This is a genomic window from Streptomyces graminilatus, assembly GCF_001418565.1.
GTDB lineage: Bacteria > Actinomycetota > Actinomycetes > Streptomycetales > Streptomycetaceae > Streptomyces > Streptomyces graminilatus.
In genome coordinates this window covers 1-15,825 of the sequence record NZ_LIQQ01000563.1, presented here as the reverse complement: position 1 = coordinate 15,825, position 15,825 = coordinate 1, and the positions used below count along the sequence as shown (strand labels likewise).

Annotated in this window: 15 protein-coding genes; 3 read left to right on the top strand and 12 right to left on the bottom strand. The window is 69.6% G+C overall.

Going from position 1 to position 15,825, the window contains the following annotated elements; genetic code table 11:
• Positions 1 to 191: 191 nt before the first annotated feature.
• Positions 192 to 1,406 (top strand): GDSL-type esterase/lipase family protein, encoded by a 1,215-nt coding sequence (locus AOK08_RS36590; protein WP_055534129.1) that lies wholly within the window; start codon positions 192 to 194, stop codon positions 1,404 to 1,406.
• On the opposite strand, the gene AOK08_RS36585 is transcribed toward AOK08_RS36590, so the two are convergent.
• From AOK08_RS36585 to AOK08_RS36570, 5 genes are all read right to left on the bottom strand, one after another.
• Positions 1,403 to 2,419, bottom strand: coding sequence for a 1-aminocyclopropane-1-carboxylate deaminase (locus AOK08_RS36585; RefSeq protein WP_055534127.1), 1,017 nt, complete (start codon positions 2,417 to 2,419; stop codon positions 1,403 to 1,405). The genes AOK08_RS36590 and AOK08_RS36585 overlap by 4 nt on opposite strands.
• A 16-nt stretch (positions 2,420 to 2,435) precedes the next feature.
• The gene (locus tag AOK08_RS36580; protein WP_055534125.1) at positions 2,436 to 3,083 is read right to left on the bottom strand and encodes a GntR family transcriptional regulator; all 648 of its coding nucleotides are present in this window, start codon (positions 3,081 to 3,083) and stop codon (positions 2,436 to 2,438) included.
• Between the two features lie 381 nt (positions 3,084 to 3,464).
• A complete protein-coding gene (locus tag AOK08_RS49005; protein ID WP_422125803.1) occupies positions 3,465 to 3,980 on the bottom strand; it encodes an LAGLIDADG family homing endonuclease in 516 nt (171 codons plus the stop codon).
• A 411-nt stretch (positions 3,981 to 4,391) separates the two neighbouring features.
• A complete protein-coding gene (locus AOK08_RS36575) occupies positions 4,392 to 5,858 on the bottom strand; it encodes an alkaline phosphatase PhoX (RefSeq protein ID WP_055534123.1) in 1,467 nt (488 codons plus the stop codon).
• Positions 5,859 to 6,140: 282 nt separating this feature from the next.
• Positions 6,141 to 7,649, bottom strand: a complete 1,509-nt coding sequence (locus AOK08_RS36570; protein WP_055534121.1) for a hypothetical protein — start codon at positions 7,647 to 7,649, stop codon at positions 6,141 to 6,143.
• A 483-nt stretch (positions 7,650 to 8,132) separates the two neighbouring features.
• Between AOK08_RS36570 and AOK08_RS36565 the strand changes: the two genes are divergently transcribed.
• Entirely contained in the window at positions 8,133 to 9,959 is a 1,827-nt protein-coding gene (locus AOK08_RS36565) for an endonuclease/exonuclease/phosphatase family protein (RefSeq protein WP_055534115.1), read from the top strand.
• Positions 9,960 to 9,978: 19 nt separating this feature from the next.
• Here AOK08_RS36565 and AOK08_RS36560 read toward each other — a convergent pair whose 3' ends face one another.
• The 5 genes from AOK08_RS36560 to AOK08_RS46880 all read right to left on the bottom strand — a co-directional run bounded on the left by AOK08_RS36560 (position 9,979) and on the right by AOK08_RS46880 (position 13,099).
• On the bottom strand, positions 9,979 to 10,722 hold the full coding sequence (locus AOK08_RS36560) for an SRPBCC family protein (RefSeq protein ID WP_055534109.1): 744 nt from the start codon (positions 10,720 to 10,722) through the stop codon (positions 9,979 to 9,981).
• Positions 10,723 to 10,732: 10 nt separating this feature from the next.
• Positions 10,733 to 11,368 carry an ArsR/SmtB family transcription factor gene (locus AOK08_RS36555; protein WP_055534105.1) on the bottom strand — a complete coding sequence of 212 codons (636 nt, stop codon included), beginning with the start codon at positions 11,366 to 11,368 and terminating at the stop codon, positions 10,733 to 10,735.
• 77 nt (positions 11,369 to 11,445) lie between these two features.
• The gene (locus tag AOK08_RS36550; RefSeq protein ID WP_055534101.1) at positions 11,446 to 12,147 is read right to left on the bottom strand and encodes an antibiotic biosynthesis monooxygenase; all 702 of its coding nucleotides are present in this window, start codon (positions 12,145 to 12,147) and stop codon (positions 11,446 to 11,448) included.
• Positions 12,148 to 12,239: 92 nt separating this feature from the next.
• Entirely contained in the window at positions 12,240 to 12,935 is a 696-nt protein-coding gene (locus AOK08_RS36545; protein WP_055534096.1) for a hypothetical protein, read from the bottom strand.
• Complete coding sequence (locus AOK08_RS46880; RefSeq protein ID WP_206743417.1) at positions 12,932 to 13,099, bottom strand: hypothetical protein; 168 nt, start codon at positions 13,097 to 13,099, stop codon at positions 12,932 to 12,934. Before AOK08_RS46880 ends, AOK08_RS36545 begins: the two co-directional genes overlap by 4 nt.
• 137 nt (positions 13,100 to 13,236) lie before the next feature.
• Between AOK08_RS46880 and dapA the strand changes: the two genes are divergently transcribed.
• Positions 13,237 to 14,142, top strand: coding sequence for a 4-hydroxy-tetrahydrodipicolinate synthase (gene dapA / locus AOK08_RS36540; protein ID WP_055534089.1), 906 nt, complete (start codon positions 13,237 to 13,239; stop codon positions 14,140 to 14,142).
• A gap of 167 nt (positions 14,143 to 14,309) precedes the next feature.
• On the opposite strand, the gene AOK08_RS36535 is transcribed toward dapA, so the two are convergent.
• Together AOK08_RS36535 and dapD are read right to left on the bottom strand one after the other, a co-directional pair.
• Complete coding sequence (locus AOK08_RS36535; RefSeq protein WP_055534080.1) at positions 14,310 to 14,534, bottom strand: hypothetical protein; 225 nt, start codon at positions 14,532 to 14,534, stop codon at positions 14,310 to 14,312.
• Between the two features lie 125 nt (positions 14,535 to 14,659).
• Positions 14,660 to 15,649, bottom strand: coding sequence for a 2,3,4,5-tetrahydropyridine-2,6-dicarboxylate N-succinyltransferase (dapD, locus tag AOK08_RS36530; RefSeq protein WP_055534072.1), 990 nt, complete (start codon positions 15,647 to 15,649; stop codon positions 14,660 to 14,662).
• Between the last annotated feature and the right edge of the window lie 176 nt (positions 15,650 to 15,825).

The following is a 15,825-nucleotide window of genomic DNA, read 5'->3' as shown; positions in this document are numbered from 1 at the left end:
GCCCCCGACCCGGACGGAACGTGGACCCGCACCCGGGACGCCCTCGACGCGCTGCTGCGCAACTGGCCGTCCCCGCCCGCCCCTTCCCCCCTGTGCGACCGACAGGCCACAAGCCCCAGGCCCCACAGGCCACAAGCTCCAGGCCACAAGCCGACACGACAGGCAAGACGCACAGGACAGGCAGGACCGACATGCGCCCCGAGCACGGCTGGACCACCACCCCCATCACCGCGGACCTCGTACGGGGCGCCCTCGACCTGGAGCACACCGACCACGGCGTACTCCCCCACCGCCTGCCCGCCCTGGCCCGCGCCCAGAACACGGACCCCCAGCTCGCCATGGCGGAGGCCCAGCCCTCAGGCGTACGGCTGGTCTTCCGCACCCGGGCAACCGCCGTCGAACTGGACACCCTGCCCACCAAGCGGGTCTACGTGGGCGCCCCGCCCCGCCCCGACGGCGTGTACGACCTGCTCATCGACGGTCGGCCGGCCGGCCGGGGCAGCGTGCCGGGCGGCAACACCGTCACCGTCGACCTGACCGCCGAGACCGCCGAAGTCCAGCCGGGCCCGGTCGGCACCCTCAGCTTCACCGGCCTGCCGGACCACCTGAAGAACGTGGAGATCTGGCTGCCGCACAACGAGACCACCGAGCTGGTCGCCCTGCGCACCGACGCCCCCGTCGAACCCGTGGCCGCCCCCACCCCGGGCCGCAGGGTCTGGCTGCATCACGGCAGTTCGATCAGTCACGGCTCCGACGCCGCGAGCCCCACCGCCATCTGGCCCGCCCTCGCCGCGTCGCTCGGCGGTGTGGAACTGATCAACCTGGGCCTGTCCGGCAGCGCGCTGCTCGACCCGTTCACCGCCCGGGCGATGCGCGACACCCCGGCCGATCTGATCAGCGTCAAGATCGGCATCAACCTCGTCAACAAGGATCTGATGCGGCTGCGCGCCTTCGGCCCGGCGGTCCACGGCTTCCTCGACACCATCCGCGAGGGCCACCCCACCACACCGCTCCTGCTGGTCTCCCCCATCTACTGCCCCATGCACGAGGACACCCCGGGCCCCACCGCCCTGGACCTCGCCACGTTGAGCGCCGGCCGGCTGTGCTTCCAGCCCATGGGTGATCCCGCCGAGCGCGCGGCGGGCAAACTGACGCTCAACGTCATCCGGGAGGAGCTGTCCCACATCGTGAAGCAGCGGTCGGCGACCGACCCTCACCTCCACCACCTCGACGGCCGCGCCCTGTACGGGGAGTCCGACTTCGCCGAACTCCCCCTGCCCGACCAGCTCCACCCGGACGCGGCGACCCACCGCCGCATCGGTGAACGCTTCGCCGAACTCGCCTTCACCGCGCCGGAACCACTGTTCGGAAGAGGCGAGCCCGGCCACCACAGGCACTCGGACTAGAACAACGCGCTGTACGCGTTCAGCGCGGGCTGTCCGCCCAGGTGCGCGTACAGCACGGTGGAGTCCCGGCCGATCTCCCCCCGCGCCACCAGATCGATCATCCCGGCCATCGACTTCCCCTCGTACACGGGATCGGTGACCATTCCCTCCGTACGGGCGGCGAGCCGCATCGCGTCCAGGGTCGCTTCATCGGGGATGCCGTACGTACCCGCGTGGTAGCGCTCGTCCAGCTCGACGTCCGCCTGCGTCAACTCACGCTTGACCCCGATGAGTTGGCCGGTGTTGTGGGCGATCCGCGCGACCTGTTCCTTGGTCCGCTCGGGCGCCGCCGACGCGTCGATGCCGAGCACGCGCCGCGACCGGCCGCCCGCCTCCTCCAGCGCCGCGAACCCGGCGACCATCCCGGCCTGGGTCGACCCGGTCACCGAACACACCACCACGGTGTCGAAGAACACGCCCAACTCCGCCTCCTGTTCGGCGACTTCGTACGCCCAGCCGGCGAACCCGAGGCCGCCGAGCGGGTGGTCGGAGGCGCCCGCCGGAATGGCGTACGGCTTGCCGCCCCCTTCCTCCACCTCCCGCAGCGCCAGCTCCCAGCTCTCCTTGAACCCGATCCCGAACCCGGCGCGCACCAGCCGCACATCGGCCCCGGCGAGCCGGCTGATCAGGATGTTGCCGACCTTGTCGTAGACGGAGTCGGGCCATTCGACCCAACTCTCCTGCACGAGCACGCACTTGAGCCCGGCGCGGGCGGCGCAGGCGGCGACCTGACGGGTGTGGTTGGACTGCACACCGCCGATCGAGACAAGGGTGTCGCAGCCCTTGGCGAGCGCGTCCGCGACGAGGTACTCCAGCTTGCGGGTCTTGTTGCCGCCGTACGCGACACCGGAGTTGCAGTCCTCGCGCTTGGCCCACAGGGCGGCGCCGCCGAGATGCGCGGTGAGCCGCTCCAGCGGGTGCACGGGCGAGGGTCCGAAGAGAAGGGGGTAACGCTCGTACGAGGCAAGGGACATGGGGTTCCTCCCGGGGTCAGTCGATGTCGGCCAGCTCGGCGAGCCCACGCCAGATCTCCGCGGTGACACGGACCGCTTCGTCCACGTCCCCGGCCGCGCAGGCGTCGAGGAGCCTGTCGTGCAGGCCGGCCGAACGACAGTTGCCGCCCTCGCTGAAGCGTCGTCGCTCCAGGCGGCGGATGAGTGGTGTGTAGCGGGCGGCGGTGGCGGCGGCGGCGCGATTGCCGCTGACCCGTACGAGGACGTCGTGGAACTGGTCGTCGGCGCGCAGCGCGGACTCCACGTCCCCGGCACGTACGGCGACCGCGAACCGCTCGTTGGCCGTGCGCATCGCCTCGATGTCGGCGGCGAACAGCCGGGGCACCGCGGCCCGGGTGACCAGCTCGTGCATGGCCCCGACCACGGCCGCCGCGTCCCGCACATCGGCGGCCACGACCGGTGTCACCCTCGTATAGCTCTGCGGCTTGCTCTCCAGCAGCCCCTCGTCGACCAACCGCGAGAACGCCTCCCGCACCGGCGCCCGGGACAACCCGAGCCGCTCGGCCAGCTCGGCGTCCCGCACCACGGCCCCGGGTTCGATCTCCCCGGCGACGATGGCGTCCCGGATCGCTTCGTACGCGCGATCCCTGAGCAGGGTGCGAGGGACAGGTCGTATAGCTTCCACGAACTGAAATGTTAGATGCCAGTAGACGTAAGAACAAGACCGCGAACCGTCCACGCCCGTTGGCCACATGGCAGACGAGCTTCGCGGCATGGATACGCTTCCCACCGAATCGACCATCTCCGGCAGACGACAGGTCCACTTCATTCCAAGCTTTCGCGTGGAAAATCAACGGCCGCCCAAACGGAGGCCACGTCGCCGAGTACACTTCGCCCCGCCGCTGTTAAACCCGCCGCCCGATCCGACCCACCTCACCAGTTGGGGACAGCGCCCGCCACGAGGCCATTGACTACAAACAGGCCCGAGGGACTCACCGTTACGCCGTATACGTGTCGGACCCCGGAGGACGAAATACTCTTCACCCGATCCAGCGCCACGGACTCGTCATAGGGTAGATGCCTTGTACCCAATGCGAAGGTCCAGGACCCCAGCTAGACGGACAAGCGCTGTGGCTCGCGAAATCTCCACGATCTGGATCGGCCGTCGACTCACGACAGCGTAGCCATTGATTGAATGTCCATTCCTCTGCTGCCTTTGGTCCACTCGAACCCTGTTGGCGACCCCAAAACGTAAAAGAGCATCAGACACTTGCATCACCAAGAGAGGGGACACCGTAGCGAACTCGACGGGGCCGTGCACCGTTCCCCGGGGATTGACCCGCTCGCGAACACAGCCATCAGTATCAACAAGTCCCGAAAGCCATCCGGCCCAGAAGTCACGACTCAGCTGCAAATCTGGGAGCCACTTCTCATCGCATCGTTGACCCCACACACCGAAGCGCCGGAGACAGTTTGTGATCGGATTGCGATGCCCAGCCTTGAATGGGAACCGCAGACGTACGATGGATCCCTGCGGAATCTCACGTACGCCGCACCCATATTCTGCGGCAAATTCACGCATGAATCCCACGGCCCCATCCAGCGGATCCCCGTGGAACTCCGGAGTGCAGGACGTCATCCCGCCGTCCCCTAGCATCGCACCGATGAAGTATCCTTCGCGGGCGTGCCCCTCCGTTCCAAAGTAAGCAGCGGACAATGAAAATGGTACGCGATCACCCGGAACCAGGTCGCTGGTTCGCTTCCATACTGAAGGAAAGCACAGGGAGGCGCCGCGCCACCACCTCTTCGATTGCGCGTACCGAGCCATCGGGTAGCCATACCCGAGAGCCTTTGACGATTCCTCCCTGTGATTCCGCGTGCACAATCCCACCCCGCCTCAACCGACAACCAGTGCGAGACAGAAACAGTATTCCGATGCGGGGATGAGTTCAGCGATCCGAGCACACGCCACTCGTTCGAGGGACTTGAAGCGTCAGCGCCGCTGACGCTTCCACGGGCCCGTGATGGCCAGCATGATTCCCGGCGTCTGGATGTTGGCGTACAGGGTCCGGCCGTCGGGTGAGAAGGTCACGCCGGTGAACTCGCTGTATTCGGGCGCCGCTTCGGTGCCGATGTTGAGTTCGTTGCGGGCGATCGGATACGTACGTCCGCTGTCCGTCGCGCCGAACAGGTGCTGGACGCCCTCGCCGTCCTCGGCGATGACCAGGCCTCCGTACGGGGAGACGGTGATGTTGTCGGGGCCGTCGAAGGCGCCGTCGGCCGACGGGTCGGGGTTCACGCCCAGCAGGACCTTCAGGGTGAGGGTGCGGCGCTTGGGGTCGTAGAACCAGACCTGGCCGTCGTGCTGGACGGGGCTCTCGGCGCGGGCGTACGAGGAGACGAGGTAGGCGCCGCCGTCGCCCCACCACATGCCTTCGAGCTTGCGGGCCCGGGTGATCTCCCCGGCACCGAACTGCTTGCGCACTTCGACGGTCCTGGCGTCGCGGTCGGGTACGTCGACCCAGTCGACGCCGTACACCGTGCCGATCTTCGTGGCGCGGGAGAGGTCGTCGACGAACCGGCCCCCGGAGTCGAAGCACTTGGGCGCCTGGAGGGTGCCCGCCGTGTCGGAGAGGGTGCGGAAGTTGCCGTGGCCGTGGTGGCAGTGCTGCGGCGCGGTCCAGCGGTAGAGGAGTCCGTTGGGGGACGCGGCGTCCTCGGTGAGGTAGGCGTCGCCGCGCTTGGGGTCGATGACGACGGCCTCGTGGTTGTAACGCCCGAAGAACTTCAGGGGTTTGGGGTTCCGGTTGGCGCGCCTGTCGCTGGGGTCGACCTCGAAGACGTACCCGTGGTCCTTGGTCATCCCGTTGACGCCGGCGCGGTCGGAGTTCTCCTCGCAGGTGAGCCACGTACCCCAAGGGGTGCTGCCGCCCGCGCAGTTGGTGGAGGTGCCGGCGATGCCCACCCACTCGGCGACGTGACCGTCGGGACTCACCTCGACGACCGTGCAGCCACCGGACGCGGCCGGGTCGTAGACCAGGCCCTCGGTGAGCGGCACGGGGTAGGTCCAGTCGGCGCGCGGGCCCTTCAGCTCATGGTTGTTGACGAGGAGGGTGGTGCCGCGCGGACCCGCGAACGCGGCGGTGCCGTCATGGTTGGACGGGGTGATCTCGCCGGACTCCAGCCTGGTCTTCCCGCTGTGGGTGATCACGCGGTACGAGAATCCGGCGGGGAGCGCCAGCAGGCCCTTGGGGTCGGGCAGCAGCGGGCCGTAGCCGACCCCGTGATGCCGGTCCGCGGATTCCCCGGCCTCGTTCACGGTCCCCGCGTCCGCGACATCCGTCTCCGTGGCCGCGAGAGCATGGGGCGCACTGGCGAGGGCCCCGACACTGCCGGCCAGCACCACCCCCGCCGAGCTGATCGCGGACTGTCTGGCGAAATCCCTGCGGCTGAGCGACATGGTGTCTCCTGTGACAGTGGGAGTTCCGTGGCGATGGGAGTTCCGTGACGATGAAGGGCGGCACACTACGTCCGGCGCCACGCTCCCGCCCACGCCTGAACGGGAGTTGAACGGGGGGCGACTTCACGGACCCCGCTTCGACCAAATCACCCGTCCGTTAGAGGCGGCTGCCCCGAAGGGGCACCGCCGAAGGGACGCGAGGCTGTATCCATCAGCGGCTCCGCCGCGGGGCGCGACCAACCCCCACCCACCCGCACCCGGCAGAAGAAAGAGCGACCCCGCTCAACCCCCTTGCTGCGACCGCGCCTTGAACGCCGCCTTCCGCGCCTCCTTGGCCACCCGCTTGTCCGGATGCAGCCTCCCCATCGCCTCCAGCACATCGGGCGTCGCCGGATGCTCCACCCGCCAGGCCGCCTCGAAGAACCCCCCGTGGTGCTGTGCCAACCCCTCCACCAGCCCACGCAGTTCCGCCGAGTTGCCCTCGGCCGCGAGCTGCGCGGCCACCGTGTCGATGGTCAGCCAGAACACCATCGCCTCGGACGGGGCAGGCACGTCCGCCGCGCCGTACTCACTGAGCCAGACGCGGGCAAGCCCGCCCAGCTCCGCATCGTCGAGAACCTCGCGCAGCGCGGGCTCGGCCTCGCCGCCGACGAGGGACAGGGCCTGCTGGCAGCGCAGCCGCCGCAGTGGCGCCCCGGCGTCGCCGCCCCGCGCCGCAGCGAGCAACTCCCGAGCTGCGTCGAGGGGTTGACGTCGCGTCAGCCACTGTTCGGTCTCGGCCCGCGCGGCCGTCGCGGGGAAGGCCGCCGTACCGTCGAGCAGCGCGTCCGCGCCCTTTTCGGCGAGGTCCCCGACGGCGGGCGCCTCGAAGCCGGACTCCAGCAGTCGCGCCCGCACGCCGTACAGCCCGAGCGGGGTGAGCCGCACCATGCCGTACCGGGAGACGTCCGTGTCGTCGCCCGTGACCGCACCCGCACCGGGGTCCTCGGTGTCGGCCATGAGCGCCTCGTCGACGGGCTGGTAGGCGACGAGCCCGATGGGTTCGAGCAGCCGGAACTGGTCGTCGAGCCGCATCATCATGTCCGAGACCTGCTCCAGGACATCGTTGGTGGGCTCACCCATGTCGCCCGGTACGACCATGGAGGCGGCCAGCGCCGGCAGCGGCACCGTGCCGTCGGCGGGGCCGCCCTCGCTGACGCTCAGCAGGTACAGGTTGGCGAGCGCCCCGTCGAGGAAGTCGGCCTCGGCATCGGGGTCCCAGTCCAGTCGGGAGAAGTCGAGCCCGGCACCCTCGTCCATGGCGTCCACGAGATCGTCGAGGTCGGGCACGCTCGCGTCGGCGAGGACGGTCTCCAGCGCCCCGAGCCACACCGCGAGGACGTCGTGCGGCGCCCCGGAGGTGAGCAGTGCCAGGTCCTCGCCCACCGCGACCGTGCCCGCCTCCTCGTCGACGACCTCGACGAGCCCGGTGTCCACGGCTACCCGCCAGGCCTCACCGGCATGGGCGAGCGCGTCCTCGACGCTCATACCGTCCGTGCCGTCGACACTCATACCGTCCGCGCCGTCGACACTCATGCCGTCCGCACCGTCGGCGCCGATCAGCCCCAGCTCCTCCGCCGCCGCCGGGAGCTGCTCCTGGACGAGTACGCCACCGGCCTCGACCCGGGTGTCCGGCCCGGCCCAGCGGGCGAGGCGGGCGGCGCGGGAGACCAGTGGTGCGGCGAGCGCGTCCCGCGCCAGCTCCGCTTCGGAGTGCAGTCGCACCGGCGGCAGGGGGGAGCTGTCTGACATCGGCTGTTTTCTCCTCAGGCGCCCGAATGGCCGTGCGACGGCACCCGGAGAAAGCGCCCGGAGTCCGACGACGGCGTCTGACGACCGTACGACGTTGCGCTGAAGGCCGTACGACTCAGCCGCTCAGCCTAGACGGATTTGGCACCATGCCGCCCGGTTCATGTACCTGCCAGAGATGACGGATGGCTGAAACCTTGACAAGTGACTTGACCAGGCTGGAGATTGACGCGCGTAGAAGTCGGGGTGGCCGCTTCACTGCGCACTCTTGACTTCCGCCGCGTTTCATCATGTTCACTGTTCCCAAGCCGGGCATCGTCCATGGATCGCCCGGCGCCGAACCCTCGGGGCGGAACCTCTCCCGCACCGAGTGTTCACCGGATGTCTACGCGCGTCGCATGCCGCCCAGCGGGTCGCGTTCCTCCCAGTGCACCACCCTTGTCACTTTCGTCCCGGCACTCAAGTCTGTCCCCGGAGGGATTCCCGTTGCCGAGCAAGTCTTCCGCGCGTCTCGCCGCGCTCACCGTCGCCGCCGTCTGTTCCACGGTCGCCACCTTGATCGCGGTCCCGTCGGCGCACGCCGACAGCGTGCACATTCATGACATCCAGGGCACCACGCGTCTCTCCCCGCTCGCGGGCCAGAAGGTCACGGACGTGGCGGGAATCGTCACGGGCGTGCGCACCTACGGTTCGTCGAAGGGCTTCTGGATCCAGGACACGGCCCCGGACGCCGACCCGGCCACCAGCGAGGGCGTCTTCGTCTTCACCAGCTCCAAGCCGACCGTCGCGGTCGGTGACTCGGTCACCGTCACCGGCACGGTCTCGGAGTTCGTGCCGGGCGGTGCCACGTCCGGCAACCAGACGGTGACGGAGATCGTCAAGCCGACGGTAACCGTCGTCTCCAGCGGCAACCCTGTCCCGGCCCCGGTCGTCGTCGACGCCGGGTCCGTACCGGCCGCCTACACCCCGGACGGCGACACCGCCGCGAGCGGCTCGGTGAACGCGCTGACGCTCCAGCCCAAGAAGTACGTCCTGGACTACTACGAGTCCCTTGAGGGCATGAACGTCCAGGTCAAGGACGCCCGCGTGGTCACCGGCACCGACCCGTTCACCGAGCTGTGGGTCACGGTCAAGCCGTCGGAGCACCGCAACCAGCGGGGCGGCACGGTGTACGGCGCGTACACCTCGCAGAACACCGGCCGGCTCCAGATCCAGTCCCTGGGCGCGACCGCCGACTTCCCGGCCGCGAACGTCGGTGACAGCCTGAAGGGCGCCACCACCGGCCCGCTGGACTTCAACCAGTTCGGTGGCTACACCCTCGTCGCGAACGAGCTGGGCACCCTGGAGAAGGGCGGCCTGGAGCGCGAGACGACCCGCAAGCAGTCGCGTCGCGAGCTTGCGGTGGCGACGTACAACGTCGAGAACCTCGACCCGTCGGACAACACCTTCGCCGCGCACGCCGCCGCGATCGTGAACAACCTTCAGTCGCCCGACATCCTGTCCCTGGAGGAGATCCAGGACAACAACGGCGCGACGAAGGACGGTACGGTCGCCGCCGACCAGACGGTCAAGAAGCTGATCGACGCGATCGTGGCGGCGGGCGGCCCGGCGTACGACTGGCGCTCGATCGACCCGGTCGACCTCGCGGACGGCGGCGAGCCCGGCGGCAACATCCGCCAGGTGTTCCTGTTCAACCCGGCGCGGGTGTCCTTCACCGACCGGCCGGGCGGCGACGCCACGACCGCCGTCGGTGTCACCAAGAACCACAGCAAGGCGGCCCTGACCCTCTCGCCCGGCCGGATCGACCCGGCCAACGCGGCCTGGACGAACAGCCGCAAGCCGCTCGCGGGCGAGTTCGTCTTCCGCGGCAGGACGGTCATCCTGATCGCCAACCACTTCGCCTCGAAGGGCGGCGACCAGGGTCTCGCCTCGCAGTTCCAGCCGCCGACGCGCAGCTCGGAGACCCAGCGCCACCTCCAGGCGACCGCGGTGAACGCGTTCGTCAAGGACATCCTGAAGGTCCAGCGGAACGCGGACGTGATCGCTCTCGGCGACATCAACGACTTCGAGTTCTCCGGCACCGCGAAGCTGCTGGAGGACGGCGGCGCGCTGTGGTCGGCGATCAAGTCGCTGCCGGAGAGCGAGCGTTACACCTACGACTACCAGGGCAACAGCCAGGTCCTGGACCAGATCCTGGTCAGCCCGTCGATCAGGCGGAAGCGCCACTTCGACTACGACTCCGTGCACATCAACTCGGAGTTCCACGACCAGATCAGCGACCACGACCCGCAGGTGCTGCGCTTCAGGCCGTAAGCCGTAGTAGTACGGCCGCTCAGGACTGGCTGAACACCCCGTTCAGCCAGTCCTGCCAGGCGGTTTCGCACTCCTTGATCTCACCGGACTCGGCCCCCGGCGCGAAGTCGTGCAGGGAGATACCGACCGGGTGACCCCAGTGGTTGCGCCCGAAGAAGCGGGTGAGCCCCCGGTCCGTCCGCAGCCCGATGAAGTACTCGTCACGGAAGTCGAGGGCGGCCTCGAACTCGTCGGGCCCCCGGACGGTCACCCGCGCACCGGCGGCCACGTCCTCCCCGAGCCCGAGCGCCCGCGCCACGACTTCAAGGGCATCGGGCGCCTTGGAGGCCTCGGGCCCGTCGAAGGTGGCGAAGGCGACCGGCCGCGGCGCGAAGTGGACGAGATACTCGCGCAGGGTGTGCAGATAGAAGTCGGTGTGCCGGGCGGCGCCGTCGTACTGGTTGTCCCAGTCGTCGACGAAGATCCCGCTGTGCACGTAACGCACCCAGGCCCGACGGCCCTCGTCTCGCGGCTCTACGGTGTAGTCGAGCTGGTTGAGGGTCTGCTCGGAGATGCCCTCGACGTCCTCGACACGGTTGGTGTAGCGGTGCGGCGGGTCCCAGGCGACGACCTTCGACCCGAAGGGCCCCTTGCCGCCGACGCGGGGCTCCGGCGGCTCCATCGGCCACAGATACCCTCCGGTCCCGGTGGTGATCGCCTCCCACACCTCCTCGGGCGTGGCATCTACCTCGAACTCACGCGCGATCTCAAATTCCTTGGGCATGACGGACTCCTTACCGTTCCGGCTGTTCCGGCTGTTCCGGGGGTTTTGGCTGTTCCAACTCGGTCTGCTTGAGGGTGGGATGGACGGCCACGACGATCCGGTGATCGCGGCCGGCATCGGCGTCCGGGGCGTCGTACTTGCGGATGAGCGCGGCGACTCCTGCCGTCAACTCCTCGATGAACGCGGCCCGTTCGCCCGCCGAGGCGAAGCGCACCTCACCGTCCAGCGCGTAGGTGGCGAGTCCCTTGCGCGCCTTGGCCGCGCCGGTGATCAGCGCGCCGACATCCCGCACCAGCCGCGCCCCGACCGCCAGCAGCCAGCGCGCGGAGAGCTGATCCCGGAAACGGTCGGGATCGGGCTGTACGGCGGCCAGGGCGAGCGGCGAGATGACGTACGACGCGGCGGTCGCCCGCATCAGCCGCTCGGTGACATTGCCCTTGCGGCGCTCCCCGGCCAGCTCGACCAGGCCGTGCCGCTCCAGCGCCTTGAGGTGGTAGTTCACCTTCTGCCTGGGCAGCCCGACCTGGCCGGCCAGCATGGCGGCCGAAGCGGGCCCGGCGGCCAGCTCGGCGAGCAGCCGGCCCCTTATGGGGTCCAGCGAGACGGCGGCGGCCGCCGGGTCCTCGATCACGGTGACGTCCAGCATGGCTCCACCGTCTCACCGAAAACTTTTCTTGTCCAGGGGAGGAAAGTGTTCGGTGAGACGGACGCGCGGGGACCGGATCATTCAGGGACGAGTCCAAGGACGTACGAGTACCGGCTGCCGGTGACCGACTTCACCGCCGGATACGTCCGTACGCGCTCCCACGCCTCGCTTGCCGAACCGGCACCCTCCCCCGGCCCCGCGATGGCCACGTCGTAGGACTCCGGGCTCTCCCATTCGGCGTAGTTCAGGACGTGGGTGCCGTCCTGGCTCAGATGGAAGTGGGCGGAGATGAGGCCGCGGTCGCTCTCCAGCGGCTCGGACATGGCATCGAACACCAGGTCGACCCACTCCCGCCGCCGCTCCGCGGCCCCCTCCTCGAAGTCGATCCGGACGGTCACGACGAGCCCAGGAACACGCGTGTCCCCGGCGGCCCGCGCCTTGCTCCGATACCGCCGGTACCGGTCGAGGGCGACCCGCTCGATCCCCGGTACCGCTGTGTCGATCTCGTCGACGCGCGCCTGCCGCTGGGTCTTCAGGAAGGCCTCGTAGTCCTGCTCACGGGCCCACTGGGAGTGATGGAGAAGGGTGGTCCCGTCATGCCCGGCGTAGACGAAGTAGCCGAGCCCTCCCCCCACCGGCCAGGTCTGCCGCTCCCAGGTCGCGGCGATCGCGTCGACCGCCTCCCGCTGCCGCTCGGGTGTCCCGACCCGCCAGGTACTGAAGAAGGGTGCTTCGACATCGGGGCGGGCGAGGTCGGGGTGTACGTCGGTACGGGCCATGACGGCCTCCGTTGATCGGCATCGATGGGTACGCCGACCAGCCTCCGACCTCGACCGAGGTTGAGGTCAAGCCCTGCCAGGGCCCGACTCCCCTACCCTTCGGCCCCCTTGCCCGGCCCCCGCTCGTCGAGTCGCGCGAGCCGGCTCTGGAACCAGTCGAGCCGGGCCTGCAACAGCGCGGCCTCGGCGACGAGTTCGGGCACGCCGAACCCCTCGGCGACACCGGGCGGGCCATCGACGGGAACCGCCTCCGCCTTCCCCGCCACGACCCGCAGCCCGTCCCCGGCCAGCCGCGCGAACCCCGCGAGCGACACGGCCGTACGCCCTCGCACGCAGCCCGCGCACGCGGCGGCCAGACCGCGCCAACCGGGCCTTCCCCAGCCGGCGTCGGCGAGCACGGCGGCGACCGCCCCGCAGGCACAGGGCCCGACGGTCGCGACGCGCACCCGCTGACGGGCGTAGCGGAAGCCGAGTTCGAAGCGGATGTAGGCGCCGAGGACGGTGACGTCGAGCAGTACGGCGGCCCGGTGCTCGGCGGTGCACAGCAGCCCTTCCGCCGCAGCCCGGTCGTGCACGCAGTGGAAGCCGCAGTCACAGCGGCGGTGCGGCGCGCGGTGTCTCAGCCCGTAGACGCAGGACGCGTCGGCGAGCACTCCGTACGGCAGCGCGCCGCCCAGCGACACCCCGGTGAACCCGGCCCGGGTGCCGTCCTGGGACAGCACCGGGTGGGCGATCTTGTATCCGGTCGGCGGCTCCGCCGGACGTTCCTCGGGGAGCCGCAGCCTCATCGGGCGACCGGAACCTCTTCGACGGACGCTTCCAACTCATCGATTGTTTCGGGGAGTTGGAGTTCCTCCTCGCAGACGGGGACCTCTTCCTCCGCGACACCGGTGGCGAGTGCCTTGCCGAGCCTCATGACGCCTCCCATGACCTGCTGTTCGGTGACCCTCAAGGCCATGGTGACGCATGGCGCCCGAGTTGGCACCAGTGCCAGCCATTCCCCGCCACCCCAACCCGAAAGCATCGCTTACGAATACCATGAAAAAGAATTAAGTGGAGCTACACGAATGGGTGGCCGAAACTACTGGCATGACAACACCGCGGATGCCGCCTCCCCCTCCCTTCGGCCGCGCCCTGTGCGCGATGGTCACCCCCTTCACCGCCGAGGGAGCCCTGGACCTGGACGGCGCCCAGCGGCTCGCGGACCGGCTGGTGGCCGGGGGCTGCGACGGCCTGGTCCTCTCCGGCACGACGGGCGAGTCCCCGACCACGACGGACGCGGAGAAGTCGGCGCTGATACGGGCGGTACGGGAGGCGGTTGGCGAGCGGGCGTCGATCGTGGCGGGCGTGGGCACCGCGGACACCCTGCACTCCACCGAACTGGCGCGGGCGGCCGAAAAGGCGGGCGCGGACGGCCTGTTGGCGGTCGCCCCCTACTACAGCCGACCCCCGCAGGACGCGATCGAGGCCCACTTCAGGGAGCTGGCCGATGCCACAGCCCTGCCCCTGACGCTGTACGACATCCCGGGCCGAACCGGTGTCCGGATCGAGCCGGAGACGATGATCCGCCTCGCCGGCCACCCGAGGATCGTCGCCGTGAAGGACTGCGCGTACGACCTGATGGGCACCCAGAAGGTGCTGTCCCGCACCGACTTGGCGTTCTACACGGGCTGCGACGAATACGTACTGGCGCTGTACGCGCTCGGCGGCACCGGATACATCAGTACCGTCGCCAATGTGATCCCCCGTCACTTCCGCTCGATCATCGACACGTTCGACGCGGGCGGGACCGCCGAGGCCGCCCGCCTCCAGCAACGGGCGCTTGAGCTGACCGAGTTGATGATGTCGTCCGGCCTGCCGGGCACGGTCACGGCCAAGGCCCTGCTGACCGGACTGGGCCTGCCCTCGGGCCCGGTAAGGGCACCGCTGCGACCGGCCGACAGCCGGACGACGAAGGAACTCCTGGCCGCGTACGAGGAGTTGACGCTGCCCTGAACGCGGAAGGGGCCGGTGCCGGAGCCCATGCCACCACTGCCTGAGCAGCGGAAGCGACACGACCCCGGCCCTCCCGGAACCACTGACCAGCCCAACCACGGACCAGCCCGACCACAGGCCGGCCCGAACCGATGACCAGCCCGACCACAGGCCGGTCCAACCGCTGCTCAGCCCCAGCGGTACCCGTCACCGAAGAGCAGGAAGTGCTCCAGCACGTCCTCCATCGGGTCGTCGACCTGGCCGATGTTGACCAGGCCGACGCGGGGACCGTTGTGCGAGCCGGTGTTCGTCTCGTCCGCGTAGGCGGTCCCCGCGGGGACCCCGCAGACCACGGCCGCGGTGACGGCCCCCGTCAGCCAACGCGCCGCGATCCTCGTCCGCTTGTTCGTCATTGCTCAGCCCCTCGTCATACGTCACGGTCCGGCATTCGATCGGATCGGACACTGTGTCCACCCGTTCATCTGCCTGGACCGCGACGAGGTCACGCCGAACAACCCGTACGTGATCTTGGGTGTCGTCAGTTGTGGCTGTGCAGGACGTCGTTCAGGCCGCCCCAGACCGCGTTGTTCGGGCGGGCCTCGACCCGGCCCGTGACGGAGTTGCGGCGGAAGAGGATGTTGGAGGCGCCGGAGAGCTCGCGGGCCTTGACGATCTGTCCGTCGGGCATGGTGACGAGGGTGCCGGCGGTGACGTACAGCCCGGCCTCGACCACGCACTCGTCGCCGAGGGCGATGCCCACTCCGGCCTCGGCGCCGATCAGGCAGCGCTCGCCGATGGTGATACGGACCTGGCCGCCACCGGAGAGCGTGCCCATCGTCGAGGCGCCGCCGCCGATGTCGGACCCGTCGCCGACCACGACACCCGCGGAGATACGGCCCTCGACCATCGACGTGCCGAGCGTGCCCGCGTTGAAGTTGACGAAGCCCTCGTGCATGACGGTCGTGCCCTCGGCGAGGTGCGCGCCGAGACGCACCCGGTCGGCGTCGGCGATGCGGACGCCCTTGGGGGCCACGTAGTCGGTCATCCGGGGGAACTTGTCGACGGACGTGACCTGGAGGTGCAGGCCCTCGGCGCGGGCGTTGAGCCGCACCTTCTCGACGTCGTCCACGGCGACCGGGCCGAGGGAGGTCCAGGCGACGTTGGCGAGGTGGGCGAAGATGCCGTCCAGGGACTGCCCGTGGGGCTGTACGAGCCGGTGCGAGAGCAGGTGGAGGCGGAGGTAGACGTCGTGCGTGTCGAGGGGCTTGTCGTCGAGGGAGGCGATGACCGTGCGGACCGCGACCACTTCGACACCCCGGCGCGCGTCCGGTCCGACCGCCTTCGCCGCACCCTCGCCGAGCGCCTCGACGGCCCGCTCGACGGACAGCCGCTCGGTACCGGCGGGGCCGGGCTCGGCGGACAGTTCGGGGGCGGGGAACCAGGTGTCGAGAACGGTGCCGTCAGCGGCGACGGTGGCGAGCCCGGCGGCCACGGCGCCGGTGGTACGGGAAGCAGTCGTGTCGGTCATGAAGAAAACCTAACGTGACCACCCCCACCCGGGCGAACCAGCCCGCACGGGATCTCAAGGACCGGTCAACGGAGTTTCACACCCACCCACCCTTGCCGTCCCTACAGCCCAAGCCAGGCAACCCCCAGCCCGTTGGGTCCTCCTCTGGGGGAGATTGAGGACGAGGCCCGTCCAGG

What these genes read in the sequence shown, in the direction of transcription:
- AOK08_RS36555 (WP_055534105.1), bottom strand. Translation starts at nt 11,368, where the DNA reads ATGCTGGACGTCACCGTGATCGAGGACCCGGCGGCCGCCGCCGTCTCG.
- dapD (WP_055534072.1), bottom strand. Translation starts at nt 15,649, where the DNA reads ATGACCGACACGACTGCTTCCCGTACCACCGGCGCCGTGGCCGCCGGG.
- AOK08_RS36550 (WP_055534101.1), bottom strand. Translation starts at nt 12,147, where the DNA reads ATGGCCCGTACCGACGTACACCCCGACCTCGCCCGCCCCGATGTCGAA.
- AOK08_RS36545 (WP_055534096.1), bottom strand. Translation starts at nt 12,935, where the DNA reads ATGAGGCTGCGGCTCCCCGAGGAACGTCCGGCGGAGCCGCCGACCGGA.
- AOK08_RS36570 (WP_055534121.1), bottom strand. Translation starts at nt 7,649, where the DNA reads ATGTCAGACAGCTCCCCCCTGCCGCCGGTGCGACTGCACTCCGAAGCG.
- AOK08_RS36535 (WP_055534080.1), bottom strand. Translation starts at nt 14,534, where the DNA reads ATGACGAACAAGCGGACGAGGATCGCGGCGCGTTGGCTGACGGGGGCC.
- AOK08_RS36575 (WP_055534123.1), bottom strand. Translation starts at nt 5,858, where the DNA reads ATGTCGCTCAGCCGCAGGGATTTCGCCAGACAGTCCGCGATCAGCTCG.
- AOK08_RS49005 (WP_422125803.1), bottom strand. Translation starts at nt 3,980, where the DNA reads ATGCGTGAATTTGCCGCAGAATATGGGTGCGGCGTACGTGAGATTCCG.
- AOK08_RS36590 (WP_055534129.1), top strand. Translation starts at nt 192, where the DNA reads ATGCGCCCCGAGCACGGCTGGACCACCACCCCCATCACCGCGGACCTC.
- dapA (WP_055534089.1), top strand. Translation starts at nt 13,237, where the DNA reads ATGACAACACCGCGGATGCCGCCTCCCCCTCCCTTCGGCCGCGCCCTG.
- AOK08_RS36585 (WP_055534127.1), bottom strand. Translation starts at nt 2,419, where the DNA reads ATGTCCCTTGCCTCGTACGAGCGTTACCCCCTTCTCTTCGGACCCTCG.
- AOK08_RS36560 (WP_055534109.1), bottom strand. Translation starts at nt 10,722, where the DNA reads ATGCCCAAGGAATTTGAGATCGCGCGTGAGTTCGAGGTAGATGCCACG.